General features: G+C 59.0%; 26 protein-coding genes and 1 pseudogene. 15 read left to right on the forward strand and 12 right to left on the reverse strand.

Going from position 1 to position 26,380, the window contains the following annotated elements:
* Nucleotides 1-393 precede the first annotated feature (393 nt).
* Nucleotides 394-888, forward strand: a complete 495-nt coding sequence (locus tag FHX08_RS30520; protein ID WP_210288442.1) for a hypothetical protein — start codon at nucleotides 394-396, stop codon at nucleotides 886-888.
* A gap of 1,205 nt (nucleotides 889-2,093) precedes the next feature.
* Nucleotides 2,094-3,386, forward strand: a complete 1,293-nt coding sequence (locus FHX08_RS30525) for an NRAMP family divalent metal transporter (protein ID WP_184328137.1) — start codon at nucleotides 2,094-2,096, stop codon at nucleotides 3,384-3,386.
* A 444-nt stretch (nucleotides 3,387-3,830) separates the two neighbouring features.
* Here FHX08_RS30525 and FHX08_RS30530 read toward each other — a convergent pair whose 3' ends face one another.
* The 7 genes from FHX08_RS30530 to FHX08_RS30560 form a co-directional block, all read right to left on the reverse strand.
* A complete protein-coding gene (locus FHX08_RS30530; RefSeq protein WP_184328138.1) occupies nucleotides 3,831-4,748 on the reverse strand; it encodes an NADP-dependent oxidoreductase in 918 nt (305 codons plus the stop codon).
* 174 nt (nucleotides 4,749-4,922) lie between these two features.
* Nucleotides 4,923-5,390 (reverse strand): DUF3788 domain-containing protein, encoded by a 468-nt coding sequence (locus tag FHX08_RS30535; protein WP_184328139.1) that lies wholly within the window; start codon nucleotides 5,388-5,390, stop codon nucleotides 4,923-4,925.
* 69 nt (nucleotides 5,391-5,459) lie between these two features.
* Nucleotides 5,460-6,167 (reverse strand): FMN-dependent NADH-azoreductase, encoded by a 708-nt coding sequence (locus FHX08_RS30540; RefSeq protein ID WP_184328140.1) that lies wholly within the window; start codon nucleotides 6,165-6,167, stop codon nucleotides 5,460-5,462.
* A 43-nt stretch (nucleotides 6,168-6,210) separates the two neighbouring features.
* A complete protein-coding gene (locus FHX08_RS30545) occupies nucleotides 6,211-6,756 on the reverse strand; it encodes a carboxymuconolactone decarboxylase family protein (RefSeq protein WP_184328141.1) in 546 nt (181 codons plus the stop codon).
* 33 nt (nucleotides 6,757-6,789) lie between these two features.
* Entirely contained in the window at nucleotides 6,790-7,443 is a 654-nt protein-coding gene (locus tag FHX08_RS30550) for a nitroreductase family protein (protein WP_184328142.1), read from the reverse strand.
* Nucleotides 7,444-7,572: 129 nt separating this feature from the next.
* Nucleotides 7,573-8,520, reverse strand: coding sequence for an AraC family transcriptional regulator (locus FHX08_RS30555; protein ID WP_184328143.1), 948 nt, complete (start codon nucleotides 8,518-8,520; stop codon nucleotides 7,573-7,575).
* Between the two features lie 512 nt (nucleotides 8,521-9,032).
* Nucleotides 9,033-9,632 carry a helix-turn-helix domain-containing protein gene (locus FHX08_RS30560; protein ID WP_184328144.1) on the reverse strand — a complete coding sequence of 200 codons (600 nt, stop codon included), beginning with the start codon at nucleotides 9,630-9,632 and terminating at the stop codon, nucleotides 9,033-9,035.
* Nucleotides 9,633-9,793: 161 nt separating this feature from the next.
* Between FHX08_RS30560 and FHX08_RS30565 the strand changes: the two genes are divergently transcribed.
* The 4 genes from FHX08_RS30565 to FHX08_RS30580 are packed head-to-tail and all read left to right on the forward strand — an operon-like array spanning nucleotide 9,794 to nucleotide 11,587.
* Complete coding sequence (locus tag FHX08_RS30565) at nucleotides 9,794-10,279, forward strand: fasciclin domain-containing protein (RefSeq protein ID WP_132658092.1); 486 nt, start codon at nucleotides 9,794-9,796, stop codon at nucleotides 10,277-10,279.
* A 28-nt stretch (nucleotides 10,280-10,307) separates the two neighbouring features.
* The gene (locus tag FHX08_RS30570; RefSeq protein ID WP_132658094.1) at nucleotides 10,308-10,532 is read left to right on the forward strand and encodes a DUF378 domain-containing protein; all 225 of its coding nucleotides are present in this window, start codon (nucleotides 10,308-10,310) and stop codon (nucleotides 10,530-10,532) included.
* A gap of 60 nt (nucleotides 10,533-10,592) precedes the next feature.
* The gene (locus tag FHX08_RS30575) at nucleotides 10,593-11,081 is read left to right on the forward strand and encodes a TspO/MBR family protein (RefSeq protein WP_132658095.1); all 489 of its coding nucleotides are present in this window, start codon (nucleotides 10,593-10,595) and stop codon (nucleotides 11,079-11,081) included.
* Complete coding sequence (locus FHX08_RS30580; protein WP_184328145.1) at nucleotides 11,078-11,587, forward strand: hypothetical protein; 510 nt, start codon at nucleotides 11,078-11,080, stop codon at nucleotides 11,585-11,587. Before FHX08_RS30575 ends, FHX08_RS30580 begins: the two co-directional genes overlap by 4 nt.
* Before the next feature lie 128 nt (nucleotides 11,588-11,715).
* Here the strand turns inward: FHX08_RS30580 and FHX08_RS30585 are convergent, their stop codons facing one another.
* Together FHX08_RS30585 and FHX08_RS31790 are read right to left on the reverse strand one after the other, a co-directional pair.
* Nucleotides 11,716-12,861 carry an SMP-30/gluconolactonase/LRE family protein gene (locus tag FHX08_RS30585; RefSeq protein ID WP_184328183.1) on the reverse strand — a complete coding sequence of 382 codons (1,146 nt, stop codon included), beginning with the start codon at nucleotides 12,859-12,861 and terminating at the stop codon, nucleotides 11,716-11,718.
* 234 nt (nucleotides 12,862-13,095) lie between these two features.
* Nucleotides 13,096-13,354: pseudogene (locus FHX08_RS31790) on the reverse strand (hypothetical protein); the annotation flags it as partial.
* 322 nt (nucleotides 13,355-13,676) lie between these two features.
* Between FHX08_RS31790 and FHX08_RS30590 the strand changes: the two are divergent.
* Both FHX08_RS30590 and FHX08_RS30595 read left to right on the forward strand, forming a co-directional pair.
* Entirely contained in the window at nucleotides 13,677-13,976 is a 300-nt protein-coding gene (locus FHX08_RS30590) for a DUF982 domain-containing protein (protein ID WP_132658099.1), read from the forward strand.
* 11 nt (nucleotides 13,977-13,987) lie between these two features.
* Nucleotides 13,988-14,263 (forward strand): hypothetical protein, encoded by a 276-nt coding sequence (locus FHX08_RS30595; RefSeq protein ID WP_132658101.1) that lies wholly within the window; start codon nucleotides 13,988-13,990, stop codon nucleotides 14,261-14,263.
* 325 nt (nucleotides 14,264-14,588) lie between these two features.
* Here FHX08_RS30595 and FHX08_RS30600 read toward each other — a convergent pair whose 3' ends face one another.
* On the reverse strand, nucleotides 14,589-15,569 hold the full coding sequence (locus tag FHX08_RS30600) for an EamA family transporter (protein WP_184328146.1): 981 nt from the start codon (nucleotides 15,567-15,569) through the stop codon (nucleotides 14,589-14,591).
* A 59-nt stretch (nucleotides 15,570-15,628) separates the two neighbouring features.
* Between FHX08_RS30600 and FHX08_RS30605 the strand changes: the two genes are divergently transcribed.
* Nucleotides 15,629-16,249, forward strand: coding sequence for a CGNR zinc finger domain-containing protein (locus tag FHX08_RS30605; RefSeq protein WP_210288443.1), 621 nt, complete (start codon nucleotides 15,629-15,631; stop codon nucleotides 16,247-16,249).
* Nucleotides 16,250-17,336: 1,087 nt separating this feature from the next.
* Here the strand turns inward: FHX08_RS30605 and FHX08_RS30610 are convergent.
* Complete coding sequence (locus FHX08_RS30610) at nucleotides 17,337-17,837, reverse strand: ferritin-like domain-containing protein (RefSeq protein ID WP_132658106.1); 501 nt, start codon at nucleotides 17,835-17,837, stop codon at nucleotides 17,337-17,339.
* A 959-nt stretch (nucleotides 17,838-18,796) separates the two neighbouring features.
* A complete protein-coding gene (locus FHX08_RS30615; RefSeq protein WP_132658108.1) occupies nucleotides 18,797-19,210 on the reverse strand; it encodes a CBS domain-containing protein in 414 nt (137 codons plus the stop codon).
* Nucleotides 19,211-19,573: 363 nt separating this feature from the next.
* On the opposite strand from FHX08_RS30615, the gene FHX08_RS30620 reads away from it, so the two are divergent.
* The 6 genes from FHX08_RS30620 (at nucleotide 19,574) to FHX08_RS30645 (ending at nucleotide 26,375) form a co-directional block, all read left to right on the forward strand.
* Nucleotides 19,574-19,825 (forward strand): hypothetical protein, encoded by a 252-nt coding sequence (locus FHX08_RS30620; RefSeq protein WP_184328147.1) that lies wholly within the window; start codon nucleotides 19,574-19,576, stop codon nucleotides 19,823-19,825.
* Nucleotides 19,826-19,859: 34 nt separating this feature from the next.
* Nucleotides 19,860-20,123 carry a hypothetical protein gene (locus FHX08_RS30625; RefSeq protein ID WP_132658112.1) on the forward strand — a complete coding sequence of 88 codons (264 nt, stop codon included), beginning with the start codon at nucleotides 19,860-19,862 and terminating at the stop codon, nucleotides 20,121-20,123.
* 33 nt (nucleotides 20,124-20,156) lie between these two features.
* Nucleotides 20,157-20,987 (forward strand): ammonia-dependent NAD(+) synthetase, encoded by an 831-nt coding sequence (gene nadE / locus FHX08_RS30630; protein ID WP_184328148.1) that lies wholly within the window; start codon nucleotides 20,157-20,159, stop codon nucleotides 20,985-20,987.
* 673 nt (nucleotides 20,988-21,660) lie between these two features.
* Entirely contained in the window at nucleotides 21,661-24,960 is a 3,300-nt protein-coding gene (locus FHX08_RS30635) for a DEAD/DEAH box helicase (protein ID WP_246698426.1), read from the forward strand.
* A 48-nt stretch (nucleotides 24,961-25,008) separates the two neighbouring features.
* Entirely contained in the window at nucleotides 25,009-25,272 is a 264-nt protein-coding gene (locus FHX08_RS30640) for a SemiSWEET family sugar transporter (RefSeq protein WP_132658116.1), read from the forward strand.
* 17 nt (nucleotides 25,273-25,289) lie between these two features.
* Complete coding sequence (locus FHX08_RS30645) at nucleotides 25,290-26,375, forward strand: sialidase family protein (RefSeq protein WP_246698427.1); 1,086 nt, start codon at nucleotides 25,290-25,292, stop codon at nucleotides 26,373-26,375.
* The last annotated feature ends 5 nt before the right edge of the window (nucleotides 26,376-26,380 follow it).

Here is a 26,380-nt window from a genome sequence, read left to right on the forward strand (position 1 = left end):
GACGTGGAAATTGCCGTTGCCAAGGCTGCCAAGCCGGCAAGCCTGGCACCGGTGGCCGCACTAACACCTAGAAAATGTCTGCGCGCGGCATTGCGGGGCTGATTCTGTTCTTTCGGGTAAGACATCCTGACGCTCCTTTGAGATGGTCTCGGCGCGCCCACCAAGCCACGCGTGTGGTTTCCCCAAAAGACAGAATATTACGTCAGCGAGAACTGGCCTCGGACCAAGGTCTTACGCCTACATTATCAAAAAGCTTAATGCGGGTTGTCCCGTTGTTTAACGTGGTGCCGTTGCTCGCCCTGACCTAAGGTGCGCTCTCGCAACGCTACGAACGTCTTTGGTCCGCTTGCTTCTGACATATCATCGTTTTGTTTTCAGCTTCAGACGACATAAATGGCAGAGCCCGACAGCGCGGCCCACCCAATGCGTTCGCCGCGGGAAATTGTTGCACTCCGATCGCGAACGGCGAACCTCCTAATGGTGGTCGGTATAAAGATAAGGAAAGAGGCAGGCGACTTGCCGTCGCCTCCAGCGGTTCGAAAGACGCTGTCACGTTTGAAATCGTCGCTGAAATTCGCTTTGCCCATGAAGCCTTCTTTACGTCAAACCAAGGAAAAGAAGCCCTCTGCAAATATAGGGGTGATTCAATGGGAACATCCGCGAGACGCCATAGTTCAAGCGCGCATGGTCAACGACATAAAAGAGCTGATAGAGCAACTGCGTGACCCTGCGCGGGTTTATCCAATTCCGGGCGACTCCGCGGCCGCCGACAAGATTGCGACACTTTTGGAAAATGCTGCCATTGTCGGGAAGGCACCCCTAAGCACCGTGGACGTTCTTAAAGACACGGCGGTCAGATTGCTCGGCCGATCTCACCTTCTCAGTTGATTGCTATTTTCCATGGTCAAAGCTCGATTTGGAAAAACCCTCCTTTGCGATCTTGTGCACGAGACGAAACAGCGCCGCGTCGATATTAGGGCCATCAAGGACGGTAGGATCGTCTGAGATCATTCGAAGCGCACGTTCAGCAAGACGAGCGGCGTCTGCATCCGACTTGACGTAGCGGCGCGTAAGTCTGTTCAGAGTGGAAATAGTCGTCGAGTGGGATTGCCGGAGCACGTTACACCCTTTTCTGTTCGGTCAGCGGGTGCACGTATAAACACTCGGCCATCAGCGCCAACGGTTCAGAACTGCTGATGATGGGCCAAGAGTACGCATTTTTACTGGGCGAGTCTATGCGATCGGGTAATTATCGGCGCGTTCGATAGCGAAAACACCAACTGAGGTCGGCGACGGCCTCGACAAGAACCGAAAAGGGTGGTTCCCGGTCCCAGGGAAAAACACCCTTTTCGTGCGGACACTGGAGTTGTCAGCAAAACAGCAAATAGCGGACAGAAAGGGGGCTGCAATCGGACCAAAGTCCGGCGCCTTCTCGGAGAGTGCATGCGACGAATAGCCCCCAGGTGGGGCAGGCGCCGTGCGGAATGAAATGACCATTGGCGGAATGGAGGAAGCATCGAACCTCCTGTCCAGCGTTCCCAGGACGTGTCCATGTGCCGTCTCGCGCGGCCTTACGCTCACGGGCGTGTACGGCGCCCAACCCCTGCATCTCGATCCGGCCGGTCTGCGCGTGAACGAGCCCTCTGCTGCGGCTGCTCCGTAAGGAGAGCCAGGCAGGCGGCGACTGCCGCGGGGTCATTGACCGGCTGCGGGCCTATACGCAGGCATTCTGGCAGCGGTTGCTGCAATCCTAACGCGCCAGATTTCTGCGCCATACGTTGCCGCGGCACAATCTTCATTGACATAGGGTTGGGCCTGATGGGCATGACCGATTTCAGGAGACGATGGCGTGCGGATACGTGTCTATTCATGCGGGCTATCGGCGTTAGACGATTTACCGCTGCGCTGAGAAGAATATAAAAACGATGTCGCAACCACCACGCCGTCTCCAGACGCTGATACGTCGGTTCCGACGAAGGGTGATTTGCCCCACTTGAGACGAGGCCGGGATTCGCGTGGGAACTGTCTCGGCGCATGGCAGTTTGTGTGCGACGCGTCCGCAGCAGCGGAACCCGCACGGAGAATATGCCATCGTGACAGAAGCCGACCTCAAGAGATCGCCCGCCTCACAGAGCAAGAAGAGGGGTCTCGGGAGAATCCTGGGCCGAGGCATCATATCCGGCGCTGCGGACGACGATCCCTCCGCAATCGGCACCTATGCCAGCGCCGGCGCGCAATTCGGACCCGCCATTTTATGGACGGCACCCGTCACGCTGCCGATGATGTTTACAGTGGTCTATCTATCATCGAAACTCGGTCAGGTCTCTGGCCGCGGCCTCTTTCATGCGATCCGGGACTTTTATCCAAGGTGGCTGTTATGGTCTGTTCTTTTCGGCGTGGTCATCGGAAACACGATCGAGGCAGCTGCCAATCTCGGAGGCATGGCGGCGGCGATCAACATTTTGGTGCCGGTTCCCATACCGCTAATCGTGGTGGCCGTCGCCGCCATTCTGCTCGTTATCCAAGTTTTCGGCTCCTATGACTTGATCCGCCGCATCTTCAGATGGCTGGCCTTGACGCTGCTGGCCTATGCCGGCGCAGCGGTTCTCTCAAAGCCTGACTTCCTCGCAACATTTAAGGGATCATTTGTTCCAACGGTCGAATTCAACAAGGAGTTCCTCTCCATTGTTGTCGCTATCATCGGCACGACACTGTCTGCGTACCTCTACACATGGCAATCCAATGAGGAGATTGAAGAAGAGATCGCCGAGGGCAAGGCAACTGTGGAAGAACGAAAGGGGGCGAGCGATGACGATCTTCAAAAATCGAGCCGCGAAATCCTCGTCGGCATGACATTTTCCAATCTGATCATGTACTTCATCATCCTTGCGACGGGCTCGACACTGCATGCGAACGGCCAGACCGAGATCGGGACAGCCGCGCAGGCGGCCGAAGCCTTGAAACCTATTGCTGGCGACGCCGCCGGGTATTTGTTTGCGGCTGGGATTGTCTCCGTCGGTTTTCTGGCCGTGCCGGTGATGACGACGGGGGCTGCTTACGATCTCGCGCAGTCCTTCGGGATCAAAGGCAGCCTCAATGCGAAGGCTGGGCGGGCGCCGACGTTCTATATCATCATCGGACTTGTCACGCTCATTGCGGTCGCGCTGAACTTTTTGGGCTTCAACCCCATGAGAGCTCTCGTATGGTCGGGCATCGTGCAGGGCTTTTCGACGCCGCCGCTGCTTTTCTTGATCTTGCTGATGACCAACAACCGGCAGATCATGGGCGACAAGGTGAATTCCAGGGCCATGAACGTACTGGGCTGTGTAACGGCAGCAGTTATTTTTGCTGCAAGTGCCGGGCTCGTCGTCACCTGGTTCCTCTAATCTGTCTGCTGACACTGCGTTCCCGTGCAGGCGCTGCTCGCGGCTTGTGGTTCTTTGGCTAACCATTTTCGATGAAGCGCATGAGCGGCTAGTGGCAGCGAGATTTCACGATTGGATTGCGCAGCTCTCACCTCTGCTGGAGCCTGCTTCCATCCCCACGTCGAGTGCGACCCCAGCAATGGATGGCGATTTTACTGAGAATGCAGCTGGTCCCCTTCAGGTGGATAAAACCAATAGCTGATGCTTGAAAGGGACCGGTCGAAGGTCGATCCCCTTCACCTGTCAGATTGTTTGAGAGGATAGGCGACCTGCCGTGGCGAGCGCCTCGCGCGCGTCTGGAGGTATGTCGCTGAATGACGGCCTGAGTTGTTGCTCCGGCCGTCGGGATCTCGATAGACGGTCGCTGGGTCTCGTCATGTGCTCCGTCTCGGCGCCTAAGTTCTTTCACGGCCGGATGGCGATGATCGTCTTGCCTGTTCGCCGTTCAATCGGGTTGAATGCCGCAATGGCATTGTCGAGTGTTGAGACATTGCCGATGTTCGTCCTCAGGCGTCCATCACGTATCCGCTGGACGATCTCACCCAATTGGGCACGATCCGTCTCGACGACGAAGTCGATCGCCAAGCCATCGACCGGTCGCGCTTCGGCCGGACCAACGATGGAAATCAGCGTTCCTCCGGTTCGTACCAGCGCGGCTGAACGCTTCTGAATGTCGCCGCCGATGACATCAAGCACCAGATCGACACCGCGCACATCTTCCAGTCTATCGTTATCGAGGTCCAGAAAATCCTGCACGCCAAAGTCGAGCGACTTCTGGCGGTCATGAGCGCGGCCGGTACCGATGACATAGGCTCCGAATTCGCGGGCGAGCTGCGTCGCAATCGCACCGACCGCACCGGCGGCACCATGCACAAGAACGCTTTGGCCTGCCTGAAGGCGGCCATGCTGAAACAGTCCTTGCCATGCCGTCAGACCCGAAATCGGCAGGCTTGCTCCGACTGTGAAGTCGACGTCACCCGGGAGCGGGGCAAGATTGCGTGCCTCGACAGCCGCATATTCCGCCAGAGTGCCGTCGCGGTACCAGTCGGTAAGGCCGAATACCCGCTGCCCCACCGACAGACCGCTCGTGCCATAGCCGAGAGCGGTAATCACTCCGGCGAACTCATGGCCGGGAATCGACGGTGCCCGCTTGCGACCGACGCGATCGGTCCAGGTGGAGGGCCAGGTCAGTTCGGTCGGCACGAAGCCCGACGCGTGGACCTCAACGATGACGTCGTTAATCGCCGCCTGCGGCTCGGGCCGCACTTCGACGGTCATTCCTGCCGTCCCTTTGGCTTCATCAGTGGCTACGATCGCTTTCATGATCATGATCTCCTAATATTTGTTGCATAGACGCGGGTTTTCTTCTCGCGCTGGCAGTTACGGGTTCCTTGCCTCCCGATGGCACCTATTACGGCTTACGACATGATGCTGACGGCATCTGCTTGGGTCTCTTTGGAGCTGCCTCATAACGGCAGTCCAACACCTCCCCGATCCCTATTGGCGCGAGGGCGGGGGGCGTTTCATTGTCAAAAGCTCGACCACATCTTGCAGATCATCTTCAGACGAGATGCCAAGAGTGAGCCATTTCCCGTCGACGTAGGTTTTGGCTTCGTCGTAGAGCTTGACCAGTTGCGGACGCCAGACATAACGCCGCTCCTCGAACCTCTCGCGTTCTGCTCGGCCCATCACCACGAGGGCTGAAAGGAGCCGGTATTCCGGCACCAAAGTGGTGAATGCCCGGGTCTTCTTGTAGCGCAGGGACCAACCACGGTTCTTGCCGCCGTAGAGCCAGTCGGGCACGAAAACCCCCGGGTAGAATTCGTCGATCCAGTCGCGCAGCTTGGTCCAATGTCCGAATGCCTCGGGCCCGATCCATTCGCGCACAGCGGCGTCATCGGGAGGCCCGGATCTTTCGATCATCCTGTCGCCTTTCTGGGGAAGTTTAGCTGTATGTTGAATCATCTGAAACCTCTTGTTCATCTTCGGGCTGCGCCGACGGGTGGAGATGGCGATGCCAGGAACTCTGGGTCCTCAACATGCTCCTGGCGACAGCTGCCGGAGCGAGGGGTGGTCTCGATACCAACTGCCCGCGCTTGAGAGCGCTGCGAGCTGATCTTGGGTTTTCCGCAGGTGATCCACGGCGGTGAGGTCGAGAGAGGCGAGCACCTTGTCCCTCGCTGACGACGCCTGGCTCCAGTTGAGGAACGCAGTGCCTTCAAGCGGGAGAAATTGCTGGGTCTTCAGCCCGATGGATTTGAGCGCAACCGACAGATAGGGCGTCAGAAAGTCCGGTTGGTTGGCTCGCTTGCCGGTGAAAAAGCCCCCAGACGCCACGCCGATGAACACCGGACGGTCCCGGAGCATTCCGACCTTGCCAACAGGCGTTGACGTCATGGTGCGGCCGACGCGCAGAATTTGGTCGATCCATGCCTTGAGGACCGATGGAATGCTCAAGTTGTGCATGGGCGTCCCTATGACGATTGCATCCGCCGCCTCGACTTCCCGGATAAGCAATTCTGAAAGATCCAGGGAACCGACCGGCGGGGCGGCCAAAGTTGCCGGCGACGCCAACGCGGCAGCGTAAAGGGCCGTGGTCTGGGGTAGGGGTTCCGATCCCAAGTCACGCCGGGTGACGTCAGCGCCTGGCGCGACCTGAAGAAGCCTTTCGACGATCGCCGCCGAAAGCTGCCGGCTGTGCGACTGTTGACGCGGGCTGCTATCGATATGGAGGATGTTCATGGGATTGATCCAACAGCTTCATGAGGTTGCTATAATTGCGGACTCAGAGCGCGCCGGCCGGAGCAACGGCGGGAAAGTCCTTGTCGGGGTCGAAGACGTTGTTGAAGAAGTTCGTCAGTGAGTACATGGCCACCAGGGCGACGATCTCCATGACGTTCGCATCGGTGTAACCGGCATCGCGGACGGCTTTGAGATCGGCGTCGCTGACCTGTCCTCGGGTCACGATGACCTTACGCGCAAACTGGACGGCAGCATCGCGCTTCGGATCGTGTGCATGCCCTTTTCGGGCGAGGATGATGTCGTCCGCCGGCAGTTTGGCCATATGTTCGGCGGTAAAGCTGTGAACCGTCAGGCAATAATTGCAGCCGTTCACTTCGGAGACGGCAAGCCCGATGCTGTCGCGGGTCTTGACGTCTAGCGTTTTGCTCAGTGAGCCGAGCAGGGCAGCCCATGCGTTGAACGCGATGGGGCTTTGCGCGAAGGCTGCCATCATGTTCGGGGTGAACCCGATGTTTTTGGTGAAAGCGTCGAGGGTCTGCTTGGATGCGGCCGGTATCTCTTCCGGCGTCAGAACGCGGGTTCTGGCCATGATAGTCTCCATGAATGTTGATCAGGTCGAGGGTTATGCGAAGGACAGGACGTCGGCGAGGGGAAGGCGCGGCTTTTGCGGCCAGTTGCCGGCCCGCTCCGGTCCCACGGTCAAGAGCATGACCGGGATCTCGTCTTCAGCCAGCCCGAATTCGCGATGCACGGCCTCTGCGTCAAAGCCGATCATCGGCGTCGAACCAAAGCCCAGCGAGCGAGCTGCATAGATGATCGCTGCGGTACCGAAGGTCGCCGAGCGTACCGCCTCGTCACGCTGTCGCTGGGGCTGATTGTCATAGAGGCTGCGCGCGGGAGCCTCCCACTCCGGCACCAGGTGCGCCGGCATGATCCCTGCTTCCACCACCGGCGCCAAACGAGCGGGCACGGTGCTGGCATCTGCAAACCGACCGACGATGATGAAGGTGACGGCGGCTTCGGTGATCGCCGGCTGGTTCCAGGCGATCGGACGCAGGCGGGTCTTTGCCTCCGGCGTCCGGACTGCGATAAAGCGCCAGTTCTGCAGGTGGAAGGAGGTGGGCGCCGAAGTGCCGATGCGCACCAGGTCCCGGATCTGGTCGTCGCTCAGTGTGGCGGAAGTGTCGTAATATTTGGCGGCACTACGGCTCAGAATTGTTTCGATGACGGGGTTCGTCGGCGTCAATTCGTGGGGTGTGTTGCTGATGTAGTTCATTGGGTGGCTCCCTCATCAAGTGATTACGGAGCCGATATTACGGCCAGTGCTGATGATTTCGAGACTGGATTTCCTCAAACTGCTGCTCGAAAGGATCAACCATTCGAGCCCATCCTACGGAGCGCGTATCTAGCCCGATTGCGCGAGCCGGCGCCATTCCCCTGGCGTCATCCCCATTCTCTCGGCAAACACACGTCGGAACGCCGAGACGGACTGATAGCCGACCGTTTCGGCGATGGCCTCCGTGCTGATCCCCGACTTTTTCAGCTCGTTGGCCGCCAGGCTCATGCGCAAATCAGTCAACAGGTCGAGGGCCGAGCAACCGAGCCTGTCCTGGAAGTGGCGCATGAACGTGGCACGCGACATGCCGCACAGGTCCGCCAGACCGGGCAGTTTCCATGGCTTGGCCGGATCGGAGAGCATGGCCGTAATGGCCGGAGCCAGTCGCGGGTGGCCGGCGAGGGCCAGCAGGCCTGCGGGGGCCTTCTCGGATTCACTGGCCGCGCGTAACACCAGCGTGAACAGCGCTGAGGAAAGCGCATTGAGCACGGCGCGTCCTCCCGGCCGATCGCCTGCGGCCTCCATTCGCATCAGGCCCACGAGACTGGCCAATTGGTTGGTTGCGGATGCGGCACCGTCTTTGCCGTGGCCAGCTCGGGCAACGAGATTCAGCGGCAAATAGGTACGGATCAGTCGATCATGAGGAGGTGCGATGAAAAATCGGCCACATAAGAGGTCGAGCTGCTCACCGTTGCTGTCGTTCTCGCTCAGCATCCAACCGGCAGAAGCCTGCCGCTGCTGAGTGGGAACCGGCGTTTGTCCGCTACCGTCATGCAGCACATGCGCCGCGCCATGCGGTAGCAGCACGATATCACCGCTCCCCAACTCCCGCGTTGTCCTTGCCTCCGGATCTTCAAAAATGGCCCGGCCCCTGACGATGACGTGGTAGGGGATTTCGTTCGCAGCAGCTCGGTTCCACATAATCCGCCATGGCGCGCCGTAAGCGCAGCGGACCTCGAGCTGGCCGGTCACCGTAATGATTTGCAGAAGATGGCTTAGCCAGTCGAGTTCAGACATAGGACACGGAGATTCTTGTGTTCAAACTCCTATACTACTTCCACAGTGGATGTCAGCGGGGTGGCCCGCGCCACGCCACGGCTGATCTGCGCGCCGCAACGGTCGCGCCGGCTCGCCTGAAGGAACAGGTCCTTTCGTTCTGCGGCTGCCGAGGCCGTCAACACAGAAACAGGTGCTGCGGCGCGCTCACAGCCCGACCCTCATCCGTCGGTCCAGCTTCGTCTACGGCCCTTGTGGCCTTGCCATACATGTCGATTCCGACAATGACCCGAAACCGCTCGATGCTTGAGTTTCTTGTGAGAGGGCAGGCTCCGGCGAGATGTAGGGGGAACCAGTTGCCGAAGGTCTGTCACACTCGGTCGGAGAGAGCAGCTTGGCCGCTTCCAGAAGCAGACGTCCCCAGCGGCAAGGCAGGACCATTCGATTGCTCCCGCAAGTCCGCCGTTGCCTACCCGCAGGTTCCCACCTGAAAACCGACGCTCGTAGTGCAATGGAATGAGTTTCAGGAATACTCAGTCAACGACCGCCGACGAAGAAGTTACAACAATAGCGGTCGCAATTTCCTTGCCTTCACGGCGATAACTGTGCGCAACGCTAGAGTCGAAATATATGGCGTCCCCCCCATCCAGCACGGCCTCCTTGCCATCCACATTGACTGTAAGCCGACCGCTGAGGACGTAGATGAACTCGGCGCTGCCATGTCGATGCGGCTCCGAGGGCGGCCCATCGACCGGGAACTCGGCGTAGAATGCCTCCATGCGGCGGCCAGAAGCGGGATAGTCGAGGCTTTCGAACAGATAGGGCGGGTGCTTTTCGCCCGGCCGGCTTGGAAGTTTGAGACGCTGTTCTTTTCGGACGATCGCGATGAGCGGCTCCTCCTTCTCGGCACTGAAGAAGTGATCGAGGCCGACGCCGAACACCATGGCGATCCGAAGCAGCGTGGGCAGCGTTGGAAACATCTGCCCGCGCTCGATCTTCGACAGCATCGCAGGCGAGAGCCCGGTGTGTTGGGCCAACTGCACCAGCCCCAGCTTCTTCCTCAGACGCAGCGCCTTGATACGGGGGCCGATCGCGTAGCGCTGCAACTCGTTAGACAGCGTGTCGGAGAGCACGTCGCAGACTCCTTTTCATGTCGAGAAACTATCACGAGCACACTTCTCTTCACAAGAGAATTATCATTCTTCTCACGAAAATTTGAGTAGAAAGAAAAGTAGTTATCTCCATATGAAATACCGCGTGCATCTCGTATCGTCACACAGAGAGGAGAAATGCCATGAAAATGAAAGGCCTTTTACTGGCTGCGGCAATCGCCCTTTGCAGCAGCGTCAGCGCGTTTGGCGCGGAGAAGGACGTCGTCGACACCGCTTTGCAGGCGGGTCAATTCAAGACGCTAACCACCGCGCTCGAAGCGGCGGGCCTGGTCGCCACTCTCAAAGGCCCGGGTCCCTTCACGGTCTTTGCGCCGACCGATCAAGCCTTCGCCAAGTTGCCCGCTGGTACGGTCGAAACTCTTTTGAAGCCGGAGAACAGACAAAAGCTCACCGATATCCTCACCTACCACGTCGTTGCGGGGAAGGTGATGGCCGCGGATGTTGCGGGGATCGATGAAGCGAAGTCGGTGAATGGCAAAATGATCGACATCAAAGTCGACGGCTCCACGGTCAAGGTAGACGATGCCACCGTCATTGCTGCCGACGTTGCTGCCTCGAACGGGGTTATCCACGTCATCGACCAGGTGATGATGCCGCCTGAACACTGAGCCCTAGTCCGCGATCTGGAGAAGAACCATGAAGTTCATCAACATTTTCACGCTCGTCCTCGTGATCATCGGCGGCCTGAACTGGGGGCTGGTCGGACTATTTGGCTTCGACCTCGTGGCCGCCATCTTCGGGGCTGGCTCGGCGTTCGCCAGGATCATTTACATCCTGGTCGGGCTATCGGCGGGATGGCAGATCGTCCCCCTGTTTTCTGCAATGGGCTCCGGCGGGTTCGCTGCGAGCCAGAACCGATAGGGCCTTCGAAGGGAACCGCCTGTCTCGCCGGCGGTTCCCTCGATCGTTTGGCGGATGGATATGCATTCCCTCCTCGTGCTGGTCGCCTTCGAGGTCGCAAGCTTTACTGCGGCAGCTACCGGCGTGATGTTCAGACCAGGCGACTGGTACAAGCAGCTCGACAAGCCAAGGTGGCGCCCGCCCGACTGGCTGTTTGCACCGGTCTGGACAGTTCTTTATGCGTTGATCGGGCTCTCGGGCTGGCTCGTATGGCTTGAGGCGGGCATTGCCGATGGAGCACTGCCTCTCGGCATCTATGGAGTCCAGCTTCTGCTCAATGCCGCATGGTCGCCGATCTTTTTTGCACTTCACCGGCCGGGGCTGGCAGCGGTAGAGATCATCGTGCTTTGGGCTGCGATCCTGACGACGATAATCATGTTCTTCCCCGTGACTGCGGCCGCCGCCTTGCTGCTTTTGCCTTACCTCGCCTGGGTGAGCTTCGCGACGGCACTCAACCTTTCCATCTGGCGGCGGTACCGCCCGCAACTACGATCGCAGGGTGTCCGATGAGAGCCCGGTGGATCATCGTGAACGATCGAATGCAGCAAGGCTACCGGTACGCTCTCGTTGCGCCCATGGGCCGCGACTTTCATCCCGATTTCCGGCCAGACTTGACACCGGCCGAGATGCTCGCGCTCGGCGTGTTCGGTGGCAAGTACATGACCGATTGCCGGGAAGAATTTCCTAAGAGCTGGTTTGCAGAGGCCCGCCTGTCGTCGCTGCGAAAAGACCCGTCACTTAATTGGTTCGGTATCGACGCCAGCCAACCGCTCAGCGTCTGGCGAGCCAAGGGATGGATATACCCCGACGATCCGCGTGGCTGGTTCCAGTGGTACTGCCGCTACTACCACGGGCGTCGCATTCCTGGCGAGGACGAGAGACAAATCGCCCGTTGGAAAGCCATTCGCCGCCATATCTCGCAGCTTCGCCGGGCCTGCAGGCCTGGGGACTGCTGGTGCCGGCCGCGTCAGCGCCAGGCTCTGCTGCATTGGGCATATGACAGCCGTTCAATTTGACCCTTATGCCGCTGCTGTGCTGAAGCGTCGCCAATCGTCAGCCAGGGCATCAGATCGGAATTCCGCTTCGATCGAGAGGATGTGACGGCCCGTACCGGCGCGGGATCGAGGTCGCTCTCTCCGACTTGTCAATCCGGCGGCGCGAACTTGAACAGCGTAAACGAATCGTCGGTCCAACCCTGATGAAACCAGGGCGAATCCTGAATATGTGATGCCGTGATGTACATGGTGCCATCTGGTCCTTGAGCGAACGTATCAGGCCAGCGTAGTCGACTGTCCTGGAGCAGAGGGGTGACTTTCCCGTCCGGCCCAAGGATCTTCACGCCGTCGTTTTCCATAGTGCTTAGAAAGATGCGGTTCTTGTCGTCTATCCACAATCCGTCGGTCGGCTCGGTGTCGGCATACTTCTCGGGTTTCGCCGCAGATGGATCCTGGGATGCTTTCTGCAATGCCTCGGTTGAAATGCGATACATCGTATTTCCGGTGAGCGCCTTCCAATAGAGCGTCTTGCCATCCTTCGAAAGCGCAATGCTGTCGGCGTTGAACTGCGGTTGACGGCCGTCGGGTCGGCGAAGTGGTTCGCCATCGACATGGACGACCACTCCTTTTTCGAACTGGGTGGAGGGATCGTCACTCAGAACCCGCCACGCCTTTCCAGAGTTCAGGTCGAGAACAACCAGACCGCCCGGCGAGCCGGAATCGGTGAAATAGGCAAACGCCCCATCTGGAGCGATGCGCACGTCGTTGAGGTAGCTAGCCGGACCGGCGACATCGGGTCCGAATGGGTAAACGCGTTTGACAGCGTTGGTCTTCAAGTCGATCTGCACCAGTTTCGGGCCGTCCTTGACCGTCTTTTCGCTGTTGGGCGCTGCCGGGTCGACGACCCACAGCGAACCTCTGCCATCGGCAACAACGCTTTGCACGGTGACGAAGTGATCCTTCGGAGAAAGTTCCGACATCTTCGCGTTTCGCCACGCATTCCACTCGTCGTTCGGATAGGGCCTGATTGAACCATCCGTCATCACTTCAGCAGCGGAGACTGGAACGTCTTCAGACCAGCGGGGGAAGTTGACGAAGATCCTCCCATCCTCCGAAACGGTAACCCCTGTGACCTGATGCTCGAACATAGCGACCTTCTGCAATCGGTCATCGGTCTTTCCGGCGACAGGAGCTACCAGTTCCTTCACCTTGTTTGTCAGCCTTTCTATGGTCTGGGCATGGGCGGGCGGCGCTGACAAAACGACAGCAGCAGCTGCGGCCGACAGAGAGCTCATTCGAAAGTATGTTTTGGGCATAGCTCCGCTCCGGATCGTTGCCGCCCTTGAACCTCGCCCGCGTTTGAAAGTTCCCGCGTCCGGAAAATGAAATCTCTCCCGATCGACGATCGCAGATCTCGACACTTTATTCCCCGCCGCATCTGCTTTTCTGCTTGAACGATCGAAACATCTCATTCGCGCCGTCAGGAGCTCAGCTTTTCCGTCTCCTGCATCAGAGGCTTTGATCGTTCGCTATCTGGCGCCAGGTAGCCCACCGGGCGGGCTTGATTGGTAGAAGTCCATTTCGAAGCCTGTAGGTATAACGGGTGCGCCTTCCTTCTTGGGCTTTTCGGCGATCATGGCTTCCGTGGTTGCCGGAAGGCCGACAAAAGAGACGCGTCCTGCAGAGCTGCGCGCACCACCTTTGCCGGATCGAAGGCGCCCTGAGCACTAGAGATTGCCGTATTCGCCGGTTCCAGCCATAGGAAACGTCAGTCATCTCGCGCACTTGTCGGCGACATCTCGCCGGCTTGAAAATTTCTCAACTCGGTTCTTGAATCCGGAAATCTGAAAACCAAATCGATTTTCGCCAGCCGCTGATGACGGGGCTGGCCTTTACTGGGAGCGCCGCTTTCGGCACTTGCGTACCCATGTTGCTTCAAGGAGGATATGGCTATGGCAACATCTCATGACTACACGCCCTCCGCTCGAGCATCGGCTTCGACCGCGTCTTCAATCTTCTTGAGAACGCTCAGCGGGCTCGCTCGATCAGCGAACGATATACGCCGTACTTGCGGCGCCCGGTAATATTACGGGTTGGGAAGGAGAGAGCGATGAAACCCGACATGTTCAAACGGCCGGTGTCTATCCTTGTCGGCCTTGGCTTTCCAGCTGAGGTCGGCGGTGTTATGGACGCGTATCGATACCTTTCAGAATGGCCTGCCTCGTTGAGGGATGCCGCACACTCAATCGCGCTGAAGGCTTGTGGCGCGGCATTGCGCGGCGAGGTGGAAGCGGAGACCGCGCGTGGCTTGTTCGCCGCCTTTGCCGAAAAGCACGATTTACTTGCGCCAAAGATGGGCCCCGGCGTTGCCGCCCACTTTCGGCGGGACAGAGATCCGCACGTCCGGTAAGCGGGCCAGACATGCACGAGATGTTGCGGCAGGCTGCCAGCGATGCGGTGGCAATGGGTCCGGCGATCTTGCTCCAAGGGTTGCATGTCGCGCACCCGCTAGACGTGGTCAACGCTTCTGCACTTTATCCTGACGACCGACGAACCATCCTCGCGGCGTGGATATCGGACGTCTACGCCGTCGGATCAAATCCGGCGTTACGTTACATGCCCGGCACAAGTAAACCGGTAACCGTAGATGAAATTGACTCAGCACTGACAGAGCTTGATCGACGTTTCGGCGCCTAGGTGCCCTCTTCTGGCAAGAATTCGGCGCTTTTCAGGGGAACGAACAGGTCACCGGTTGACACCTTTTTAAGAGCGGTAGTGCGAAAACGTTGACAAGCGCATGCGATGGAAGCCGAATGGCGTGATCCGTCCGGGTACGCGATTGAATGGACCGGGCAGCCTCCAGGCCTTGAAAACACAGTTTCTCGCGGGACAGGTTCAAGTCGATGTGCTTTGCTCTTCAAGTGCCTGGCGTTGGTCACTCGCTAGCAGATCCCAAAGCATGCCATCACTCACCAACTCAGATGATCGTTGTCATCGGGCATTTGTGGCAGGCAAGCTCTCCTTAAATGCCTGCGTGCCCTTCATCATTTCGGCAAGAAGATAGCTGCGGCTCGCCAGAGGATGATAGCTTATCGTTCTTGGCAGATTTTGCGCCGCTCAGCAGGAGCCCGGCAACCGACGCGATGATCATGACTGCGCCGACAAGTATGAGCGATGTTGGTCGTTCGCCGAGAAAAGCCCAGCCGAGGGCAACGGCGATGATCGGATTTACGAAGGTGTAGGTGGCGACCATGGCAGGAGCAACCCGTTTTAGGAGCCATATGTAGGCGGAAAAGGCGATTACCGTGCCGATGAAGGTGAGGTAGGCCCAGCCCCCAAGTGAGACGGCGGAGATCTCCGTCCATTTCAGCGTTCCCAATTCGCCGGAGACTGCGCTGATGGCGAGCAATGCAACGCCGCCGGCGAGCAATTCGAGGCCTGCCAGGGCTGTCGAGGCAAATTCGGAGGAATAACGCTCCGACAGAATGGTACCGACTGCCCAAGACAAGGACGCTCCCAGCAGGAGAACCACGTCCAAGGGATGCATCGTATTCCCGCCGGAAGTCACTTCCTGCCATGCAATGAGTGCGACACCCGCGACGCCGGGAACCAGAAGCGCACCGGCCACGCCGGTTGGGCGTTTCCCTCCCGGAATAAGGAACTGCAAAAGTGCGATCCAGAGCGGGATTGTTGCCAGCAGCAGTGCTGCCACACCTGAAGGAACCCGCTGTTGCGCTTCCGCCAGGACACCGTGACACCCGACAAAAAAGAGAAGTCCGCACATGATCGCAATGGAGCACATCTTGGTCGATGGCAGTGCCGCGCCTCGCATTCTCGCATAGCCGTACAGGATCGTGCCGCCGACAAGGCAGCGCGCGGACATCAGAAGAAACGGGGGCAGGGTTTGCAGCCCAAGCGCCAAAGCGAGATAGGTCGAACCCCAAATGAGATAAATCGCTGCAAACGCCGCAGCCATGGCGATGTATGGTCTTGAAAGTGTCATGGCCGACTATAACCTCTTAGAGGGTTATAAACACAACCAGGATCGGGATATTAGGTTCCATGAGCACGCGCATGAATTCCAAAGCGAAAGCGGGAGGCCCCAAAGAGGATCTGGCTATAAGCTTTGTGAACACAGCAGCTTGGCGCCTGCGCGCGGCTCGGGAAGAGCGGCTTCCGGACGCGCACGCATTTCTGCGCTGGATGGCCGCCAATGTGACTGGAGATAGCCAGCATCTTGAGGCAATCCGCGAACGCTGGCATCGCATTCCAGATGAGGCCGACAGCCTCTACGAGACGATCATCGCGCTGCGTGAGGCGATTTATGAAGTGCTCGTCGCGCGCTTGGCCAATCGTCCTGCGCCAGTCGCTGCGCTCGATTTTTTTAACGGACTTCTCGCTCGATCCGCTGATGGAATAAGACTTAAAGGGGAAGCGGGCGAAATCATCTGGAGTATCGATGGGGCCAGTGACATCGATCTGCTGAGACCCGTCATCACCTCGGCTGCGGCTCTCATGACGGGGCCGAAGGCGCATCGAGTGCGGCAATGCCAGGATGAGCGCGGCTGCGGATGGCTGTTCATCGACGAAAGCAGGGCTTTGAACAGACGGTGGTGTTCGATGGGAGACTGCGGAAATCGAGCGAAGGCGCGACGGCATTACTTGCGATCACGTGCTGATTAGCGCAACCAGGACCTCTTCCGGCTTTCATCCTACGTCGACCGCGCGTTCGACCAGATCCTGAACTACGATGTGCAGCGCATCCTGGCAACGCAGGAAGCGATCGGGATCTTTCTCATGGGAGAGGTCGGCGTTAAGGTACTCACCCCGTAAGATTGGAGAACGAAGCGGCGTCAACCGGGGCCAGTTGCACTGCCATCTGAATTGACCCTCATCGTCGCCTCCTATTCGCGCGAAGAAGAGGACAGGTTGGACGGGAGGTCAGATCCTCACTTGTGAGGGCTCAGACCACCCGTAGAGGTAAGGAGGATGGGACCGCACGCTTGAACAGGGGAGATTGAGGGGCACACTTCAATCGCGCGATCCCGACGTCTCAACCGACAGCATGTCCGTTTGTTCCCACCATCTTTGACCGGTGTTGGATTTTTGAGCATTTGCTGATGTAGTGGCGAGATGGCAAACCCGCCAACGTCAAAACGCTCCTGATGACAAGCGCTCCGCCGACAAGCGCGCAAGCCGCGAGATCCTTCACAGCCAAAACTTCCGATCCGGCACGCATTGACCTGTGGCTTGCGGTGCTGAAGCCAAAGCCGCCCAGAGGGCCGCAACCGGTTTCGAGGTGAAGTGGGATGGCTGCCCCATCCGTACACAGAGCCGAAGGGCGTTCGCATTCTGACGCGCGGCGGCCACGATTGGAAGGCACGGTTTCCCGCAGCTGCAGCGCGGCCACTGGGATCCTCGATGGCAAGGCCGTGATCGTCGACGAGCGCGGGCGCTCGGATTTTTAGCATGCTGCAACAATCGTTCGGCGGCGGCGCGTCCGTGATGATAGCTTTCGACCTTCTGTATTCGACGGTCACGACCTTAAGAACACTGAGCTCTCGACGCGCTGGCAGTTCTCGCTCAAGGCCGTTCCGCAGGCGCACACCCGCAAGATGTTATGATCGTCGGGCGATCGGCGCCTCTTGGGCGGTGTGCCAGCACATCGTGTCCGTCCTCCGCGTTACCTTTCGATGATCATCTAGCCATTTTTAGTCTCCTCTGAACAAAAAAAGGCCGCCCTATCGGCGGCCCTGGTAGCATCGTAGCCTCAGGCGACCTTCTGACCCTTGGCATTTGCCTGCGCCTGCGCAAGTTGTGTCAGCTTCTTGTCGGTCGCTTCTTCTTCGGCCAGGTTGGCCTTCAGCAATGGAACGGCGTCCTGTAGGCCGAGCTGGTTTGCCCAGGCGATCAACGTGCCGTAGCGCGCAATCTCATAGTGTTCGACGGCCTGCGCTGAGGAAATAAGGCCAGCATCGAGTGCTGGCGAGCCCTTGAACTCCTCCATGATTTCCTCGCCTTCGGCGATGATTCCTTGGATTGCCTCGCAGGTCTTGCCGCGTGCCGGCTTGCCCAGCAGCTCGAACACCTGCTCTAGGCGCTCAATCTGGCCCTGGGTCTCGTCGCGGTGCTGAATGAAGCCAGCTTTGCCCTCCTCGGATTGGGCTGCACGCGCCATTTTCGGCAGAGCCTTCAGGATCTGCTTTTCGGCGAAATAGATGTCCTTGAGAGTATCGATAAACAGGTCATCGAGGGTCTTCGCAGTTGCCATGAGGGCTCCTCCTGTTGAATGTGTTGATGGTGCTCGTCGCACGAAAGCCTGTCTCAACGCGGGCGATACGACAATGTTCCCGTCCGAAGGCGGACCGAAACGAGTTCGCGCCCGCGCATTCCACCTTGTTGTGGAGAGTGGACGGATCGCAGCTTCATTATGCTCTGGGTTTGGCGCTGAGACTTGAAGTCATTTCGTCCCTTCCTTCATGGAAGCCAGCAACTGTCCAGGGCGTCGCTACAGGAGGAGCGCTTGACGAGGTAGTTTATTGCCTGGGTTCGGAGATGATCTGACTATTGTGCGTAAAGCTAACTGCGCAACTGGAGGCCCGCGGGGCCGCCTCGGCGGCGCTATTCTTGCGCAGGATTTTTTTCTTTACGCTCCAAACCGGAAGGACTCCTGGAGTGAGCGCGCCTGCAAGCGCCGGTGCTCCTTCAAACGGGTGCACGATCTTGCCTCTCTTCCCGAATATTCTCATGGCATGGACTCCTTATCGGATGACCAACGTCGCCGTACCCTTGCAGTTCCGCTTGCCACGGACGCGCCGACAGCAGCATCGTCGTCATATCCATCGAGCACCTGTCTGGCACAACAAGAGGGCCCTCTACCGCAACGTTCGCTCCTGCCCAGGAGACTCTCGAATGTTGGGATAGCGATGCTGTGCAGCACGGCCGGTCCCCGGTCGCCGAGTTCGGCTATCCTCCGCGGTCTTGGGCCGCTGACCGTCAGCCCTGATCACAGATAGAACATTTCGCAAGCCGCAGCGCCTTAGGTCGGCTGGTCGTCACTTTGACTCTTGCCGGCGGGGCCCTTCTCTGGTTGCCAGCGTAGCGGAAGCCGGCAGGCTTTAGCATCGCGACTGCCACGCGTCCTTGCGGAATTGATCGGTGTTGTCTAGGTGGTCGGCGTGCTCGAGCGTATTGCAAACAGGCTTGCCATCGAGTTCGAGACCACAAGCGCTATCGCGCCTCGTCGTCCGAAATTTCTTCCAGCGTAACACCGGCAAGCTCTTCATTCAGTTTGGCGATATCGCCAAGCGACAGGATTCCCGTGATCATCCCTTCATCACTGAACACCAGAAGCCGGCGCATCTGAAGCTCTGACATCCTGTCGGCCGCTTCGCGAAGTTCCGTACTTTCCAGGCAGCTTTCAATCCCACTCGTCATGATCGTCGAAATCGGGCAGCCGACATCGATGCTTTCCGCAACGGCACGCACGACGATATCCCTATCGGTCACGATGCCAACGACGTCTCCTTCAATGACAGGAATGATGCCGGTATCGATCTCGGACATGAGCCGGGCGACGTCTCGGATGCTCGCATCGGGCGCAACGGTAACTACCTGTCTTGTCATTACATCCTTCACCAGCATGCTCATCTCCTTTTTATACACTCAAGCCAAACTTGCGCGCTGGCCTCGAGGTTCCACGAAGTTGTAAGTTCGATGCGCCTGGCGAGCCGGGCGCATGGTCGCGCGCTCGTTCCAGTTCAAGACGAGTTTGTTCCTGTGATCGGATTGCCGGCCCTCCTCGCCGTAGTCTCAGGCGCCACGACAATGGCGGAATCCATGCCCTGCTTTGGGCTGCCAATCGTGGCTGACCGACGTGGCAGCAGCGAAGATGAGCGAAAGCTCTTCCTTTCAACTGCGATGCAACCGGGATCGAGCCTGTTGGTCCGGATGCGAGGAACAATGCGGTCGAAACGACGTTCCGTGCCAATCGAAAAGGAGACGCGTATGCCCGCCACCGATCTGTCGGCAAAGCCTGTCGAAGAGATTGCATCGCAGCTTTCGGCTATGAGCATCGAGGAGGTTTTCGCGATGATGCGCCAGCTTGAGATTGCCAGCGAGGAAGCGGACGTTGCCGGCCGCGACCAGGTTCTCTCGCGCATCGCGCTGGTTGAGGAGGAAATCGAACGCCGTTTTCCGGGACAGGTCCTCGCCCCTTATCGAGACTGGAAGAAAAACGATCCGCTCCTACAGATTTAATTGGGCGTTTCGGCAGCAGCCACAGGAGGCGAGAATGAGCAGTTCTGACCGGACGACCGATCACAAGACGATCCGTGCCTGGGTCGAGGCGCGAAAAGGACGCCCCTCGGTTATCCGCACCAAAGGCAAGGGCGGGCTGCTTCGTATCGACTTCGGCGAGAAGGAAGAATCCTTCGAGGAGATCGACTGGGACGAGTTCTTTCAGATTTTCGACGAAAACAAGCTGGAGTTTCTTTACCAGGAGGAGACGAAAGACGGCGAGATGAGCCGGTTTGCCAAATTCGTCGAGCGAAGCTAGGCCTGCTCTTTCATTCAACTGTGTGTGGTGAGCATGACCATCGACGATCAGCAAAGACAGATTGCCGAGCGGCTCGGCGTGTCGAACGAGTTTGACCCGGCCACAGAGGCACGCCGTCGCAGGCAATTTCTCGCCGATTATACCCGCGCGACATCCTCTCGGGCGTTGGTGCTCGGGATCAGCGGAGGCGTCGATTCCCTCACAGCGGGCCTGCTTGCCCAGCAAGCTGCAGCCGATCTTCGCGCGCATGGTTACCAAGCGCATTTCATTGCCGTGCGCCTTCCCTACGGCAGGCAAGCGGACGAAGATGATGCCCAAAGGTCACTTCAGGTGATCGCACCGGACCGGGTCGTAACCGTCGACATCAAGCCAGCTGCCGATGCCATGCTCGATGCCATCACGCGCGATGGGGCCGACCTCATGGTGCAAAGCCGGCTTGACTTCCACCTCGGAAATATCAAGGCCCGCCAGCGTATGATCGCACAATATGCGCTCGCCGGCACGACGCGCGGACTTGTCATCGGCACGGACCACGCGGCCGAAGCCGTCATGGGTTTTTTTACAAAATTTGGTGACGGGGCCGCGGACGTTGTGCCGCTGGCCGGCCTGACGAAACGGCGCGTGCGGGCAATCGCTACCCATCTCGGTGCACCGGACGATCTGGTATTCAAGATTCCGACCGCTGACCTCGAGACCGATGCTCCGCTGCGACCAGACGAAGACGTCTATGGCGTGACCTACAGTGAGATTGATGATTTTCTCGAAGGCAAGCCCGTCTCAGAGGCCGCCTTCGAGACAATTCTTTCAACCTATCGTGCAAGCGAACACAAGCGCCAGCTTCCCCATTCGCCCGACTCGCTGTGAGGCCTGCGGCCAGCGGCAAGGCAGGACCTGTCGGCCCTGTCCCAGGCTGCTGGCGAAGGTGCGGGGCCAACCAGGCGCTGCCGGGAGGTCTCATGATCTAGGAGCGAGCGAGGACACCGCTGCTCGCGCGTCGTCGATCGTCCGTAACGATGCGGACGATCCGCGTGGCTTTGGTCCGCTAGCGTACAGCCGTGCATCGTTCTTGCTCATGAAGCGTTTGGTGCTCACTAGCCCAGGAGCGCCTTTCAATGATTGACGATACGCCACGCCACCCGTCCACATCACTTGAGCGACGGAGGGAGGCGTTCGAAGAGACAACTCGGGCTGCGCGAAACGCGCTTGACGAGGAGCGCAGTCGACGCAACGAGAAGAACGCCCGGCTGAAAGCGGCCCGGCAGCAGGCGCAAACGCAAAGCTCGAGACCGTGAGCATGCCGGCTGGAGATGGAGTGGAACCTCGACACGAGCACCCGCACTCGACGAGGTGGCAGGCGAGGGGCATGCCGGACCAGAAGCAGAGGCGGCGCCCGCATGACGCGACGCCTGATCAAGAGAGCGGACAGCGTGGCCATCTTCTTTAAACGTACTTCTTTGGTCAGCGCGTTGGCGTGTCCACGTCTTCAACAGGAAACCTTCGCGGCTTACCCCGGCGCATCGCCACAAAAGGTGATATCTTGCGAACGACCGATTTGACCGGAGGCGTCCCGGGCGGGCCCGACGCGGATCTGCAAAAGCCTTCACGTCTGCCTGCCGCCTTCGTCGCCGATCGCCTTCTGGTCGCGATGGGGCAATTCGGACACGGCCTTGTCTATGTTGCATTGAGCGAAGGCGGGGCGCGCGCAATCGTTGATGCGGTCCGTTGTCTCGATCCACGGCTTGCCGCGATCCTTCTCCCACCCTGGGACTGCCTGCCCTTCGACCGTGTGCCGCCCTCACGCCAGTCGATGGGGCGCAGAATGGAGGCGCTGTGGCAGTGGGCCCATAGCGAAGGATCGAGATTGTTGGTGACCTCACTCGATGCAATGCTCCAGCGTGTACCGCCCGCCGCGGTCATAGCGGCCAATCGATGCCGGTTGCGGGTGGGCGAGCCATTGGAGCGCAGCGCGTTCGAGCATTACCTGCAGACAACGGGCTACATCGAAGACAGTGTTGTCGATGATCATGGCGAATACAGTATTCGCGGTGACGTGATCGACATCTTTCCTGCCGGCGGCGAAGCGCCGATCCGCGTCTTGCTCTCCGCCAAGGGCGCGATCGCGGAATTGCGCATCTATGATGCGCTAACGCAAAGGACGCGGGAGACCGTGGATACGGTCTCGTTTGGACCAGCCTCCGAAGCGATTCTTTCTGGCGAGCTTTCTGATGGCCCTGACAGCGAGCAGCCGCCCTCGCAGGACATGGAACGGCGCCTGTTCAGTCTCTACGGCAGCCTTCAGACCGTGTTCGAGGCGATCGGCGACGTACCGATGATATTTGCGGCTGGATCTGATGCGAGGGCCGAAAGTTATCACGCCATCATAGATGACGCCAGGCAAGCCCATCGCGCCTTACGGGGCGGTCTGCAGGTTGAAGGGCACTCCCTCTATCTCGACCGCAAGGAATGGCAAGCGGCAAGGCATGGACAGGCTTCGTTGGCTGTGGATTTTGCCGGCGGCGAGCCCGTGCCCATGTTTTACGAAAGCCCGCAGCCACGTCGAGCCTTTGCCGATTTTATCAAATCCGCACTTGGCGAGCGCAGAAAGCTGGTGCTGGCGGGGCGGGGTGAGGTGTTCGATAACGTCTGCAAGCGCGTTGAACGGATGAGCAATGTCGGCGCCGAGCCCGTCTTTCGGTGGTCCTCCGTCAAGGACGCCGCACCAGGAGCGCTGCTGACGTTTTCGAGTGACTTGCATGAGGGTTTCTTCTGCGCGGCGCATAATCTCGTCGTCCTCGGGCTTGGCGATATCGTCGGTCCTCGCTCGGATGGGGGTACACAGCAGGCGCTTGCGGCGCCTGATCTGCAAATCGGCGATGCGGTCGTTCACGAGGATCATGGGATCGGGATCTTGCGCGATCTTGAAAGCCTTGAAATTGACGGAATGGTCCAGGACGCAGTCCGGCTCGAATATCGTGACGGGGCGTCGGTCCTCGTTCCGATGGAGGATTTCGACAAGATTTGGCGATATGGGGGAGAACCGGACGCCGCGCCCCTCGACCGTCTGCACACGGAGGCATGGGCGAAGCGCCGAAAGGCGATCTTGCGCGACATTGCCCTCGCCGCGCGTCACCTTCGCCGTCTTGCCAAGCAGAGACAGGAGACGAAAGCACGCCTGTTCGTGGCTCCGCCGTCCGCCTATCAGCGGTTCGTGGCTCGGTTTCCTTATTTATTGACCCGCGACCAGTCCGAAGCAATCGAGGCCGTGATGACCGATCTTGCCTCGGGCAGGCAGATGAGCAGGCTCGTCTGTGGCGATGTCGGTTTCGGAAAGACCGAAATCGCCCTGAGGGCTGCAGCAGCGGTTGCGCTTTGCGGTTCGCAGGTTGCCATCATTGCTCCGACGACCGTGCTGGCGCGCCAACATTTCCGAACGTTTGAGCGTCGTTTCGAGCAGACGGATATCCGCATAGCTATGTTGTCAAGACTGGTGACAGCAAACGAGCGCGCAAAAATCAAGGAGGGGCTTGCAGATGGGAAAATCGACATTGTGGTTGCGACCCAGGCGATCTTGGCGCGAGATCTCTCCTTTGCAGATCTCGCTTTGGTGGTGATCGACGAAGAGCAGCGTCTTGGAACGCGCGCCAAACAAAAAATCAAAAACCTTTCGCCGGCTCTGCACCGGCTTACCATGTCGGCAACGCCCATTCCGCGAACGTTACAGGCAGCCATGGCCGGTCTGCAGGATGTCAGCCTGCTGAACACCTCTCCGGCGCGTCGCAGGCCCGTCAGGACGTTTCTTGTTCCCTTTGATCCGGCGGCCGTTCGCGCGGCGCTTCTGCGCGAATATCGGCGGGGTGGTCAAAGTTTCGTCATCGTTCCCCGCATCGAGGATATTGACCATCTGGCGAAGGTTCTGCGCGAGATCGTTCCCGAAATGTCGGTCCGAACCGCGCATGGCAAGATGCGGACAGCAGCCCTTGATGGAGTCGTTGTTGATTTTGCAGATGGTGACGGCGACATTCTTCTTTCGACGAACATCATTGAGAATGGCCTTGATGTTCCACGAGCCAATACGATCCTCATTTGGCAAGCCCATCGCTTCGGTCTGTCTCAGTTGCATCAGCTGCGTGGTCGCGTTGGTCGAGGCCAGATGCAGGCGTTTGCCTACTTACTGACCGAACCGGAGCGCGAGCTGCCGGAGGAGGCACGCCTTCGCCTGTCGGCACTCATTGATAACGACAGGCTTGGCGCCGGGATTTCGATCAGCCTGCAGGACCTCGACATCCGCGGCGGCGGCGACATCACCGGCGAGGATCAGGCCGGCCACATGAGGGCCATTGGCGTTGGCCTCTATCAAAAATTGCTTGAAGACGCGCTTGATGGGGGATCGAGAAGTTCGTCTCGCCGACCACGATCCGTCTCCACTGTGCTCGGTGAGACTGGATCGATACCTGCCAGTTACGTCTGCGATCCGACTCTGCGCCTCAACCTCTACATCCGGCTGGCAAAAGCGACATCTGCCGCGCAGATCGAAGAACTTGCGGAGGAATTTGAGGATCGGTTCGGCGAGTTGCCGCAGGACGTGCTGACCCTGCTGCGGATCGCAAGGCTCAAGATCATCGCTCGCGAGCGCGGCATCTATAAGCTTGAGGCAGGTCCGAGCGGCTTGGCGATCAGATTTGCCGCCGGGACCGGGCCGGGCATTGTCAAAAAGTTGGCGCAGGGCAAGGATGCCGTACTCCAGGGGGATCGTCTTGTCTTTGCGAGGACGACTGCAACAGAGGATCAACGAATTGCATTCTTCGAAGATCTGTTGGGTGTGATGCGTGCTCGATGATGTCCGAATTCGACAACAACGCGGGACTGCTCGGCTGGAGGTCGTGACATGGAGATTGCAACAGGTATCGGCTACGCAGCGTCGGTGTGCTCGGTAGCGAGCTTCGTGCCGCAAGCGATCAAGATCGCGCGCACCCGTGACACCGGCGCGATTTCGACGAGAATGTATATTCTGACCGTGACTGGTTTCGGGTTGTGGACCGTGTTTGGCCTGCTACGGGATGAGCTGCCGATCATTCTTGCGAACGCGGCCTGCCTTTGCCTTTCGGCCTTCATTCTCGCTGTCAAACTGCATTCGCAGTTGAAGCTTTGATTGTATCGAGTATGGCGATGGCCGAGCACCACGTGGTCTATCGACAGAAGGGGCGTTTCGCAGCCTGGCCCGCCAATTACGGAGCGTGGATATGGGACAGCGAGGTGCTCGCAGTTTTTGCGGCGGGATCCAAGGGCAGTCAGGGAAAGCTGCACGCGCGCGACAAGAACCGTCCCTTTCCACCGCTCCAGGCTCGCAGTCTGGACGGCGGTTGCACTTGGACGATCGAAGCCTTCGACGCCCTCATCCCGGGTGGGGAAAGCCTTTCTGCAGACGAACACCTTTCCCCGCGTCTGAAGGCAAGGACGCATTTTCAAGGCCTCGCCTTGCCACCCCCACCGAGCCCGGTGAATTTTCTGGATCCCGAGACGATTGTCATGGCGGCCCGCACGGGCCTCGGCGGTGATGCGATCAGCTGGTTTTACGTCAGCCGCAATCGCGGAAAACGGTGGGAAGGCCCCTATGCATTCAGCGGCCTGATGAACGAGGGCATTGCCGCGCGCACTGACATCGTCGCCTTGTCAGCCGAGAGGGCTCTGTTCATGCTCACGCGTGCCAAGGCTGATGGAACAGAGGGTGAGACTTGCTGCGCGCAAACCTGCGATGGAGCAAGAAGCTTCCGAGTGATCGGAACCCCGGTCGGCAATCCCGACGGCTATGCCATCATGCCCGCCAGCGCCATGCTTGCCGACGGGAGTATTCTGACGGTCTTGCGATGCGGTCGCAGCGTAGACGATCCTGGCTGGCTCGAAGCCTATCGCTCACCGGACGGCGGCCACACATGGCATCGGACCGGCACAGTCGTTGACAGCACCGGCAGGGGCGGCAATCCGCCCAGTCTGACGATATCTGCCGACGGGCGTCTGTTCCTGGTCTACGGTGTCAGGGCCAGGCCCTTCGGCGTGCGTCTGAAGACCAGTGCGGATGGCGGAGAAACATGGTCTGCGGAGCAAATCATCCGCAGCGATGGACACCTTCCCGATCTAGGCTACGTCCGATCGATGCTGCGCTCAGACGGAAAGCTGGTTTGTGTCTATTATTTCAACGAGGCGGGAGAGCGTTACATCGCCGCATCGATTGTCGACACCAATGGGCTTGTATAGGAGGT

It is taken from the genome of Rhizobium sp. BK529, assembly GCF_014194105.1.
Lineage (GTDB): Bacteria > Pseudomonadota > Alphaproteobacteria > Rhizobiales > Rhizobiaceae > Rhizobium.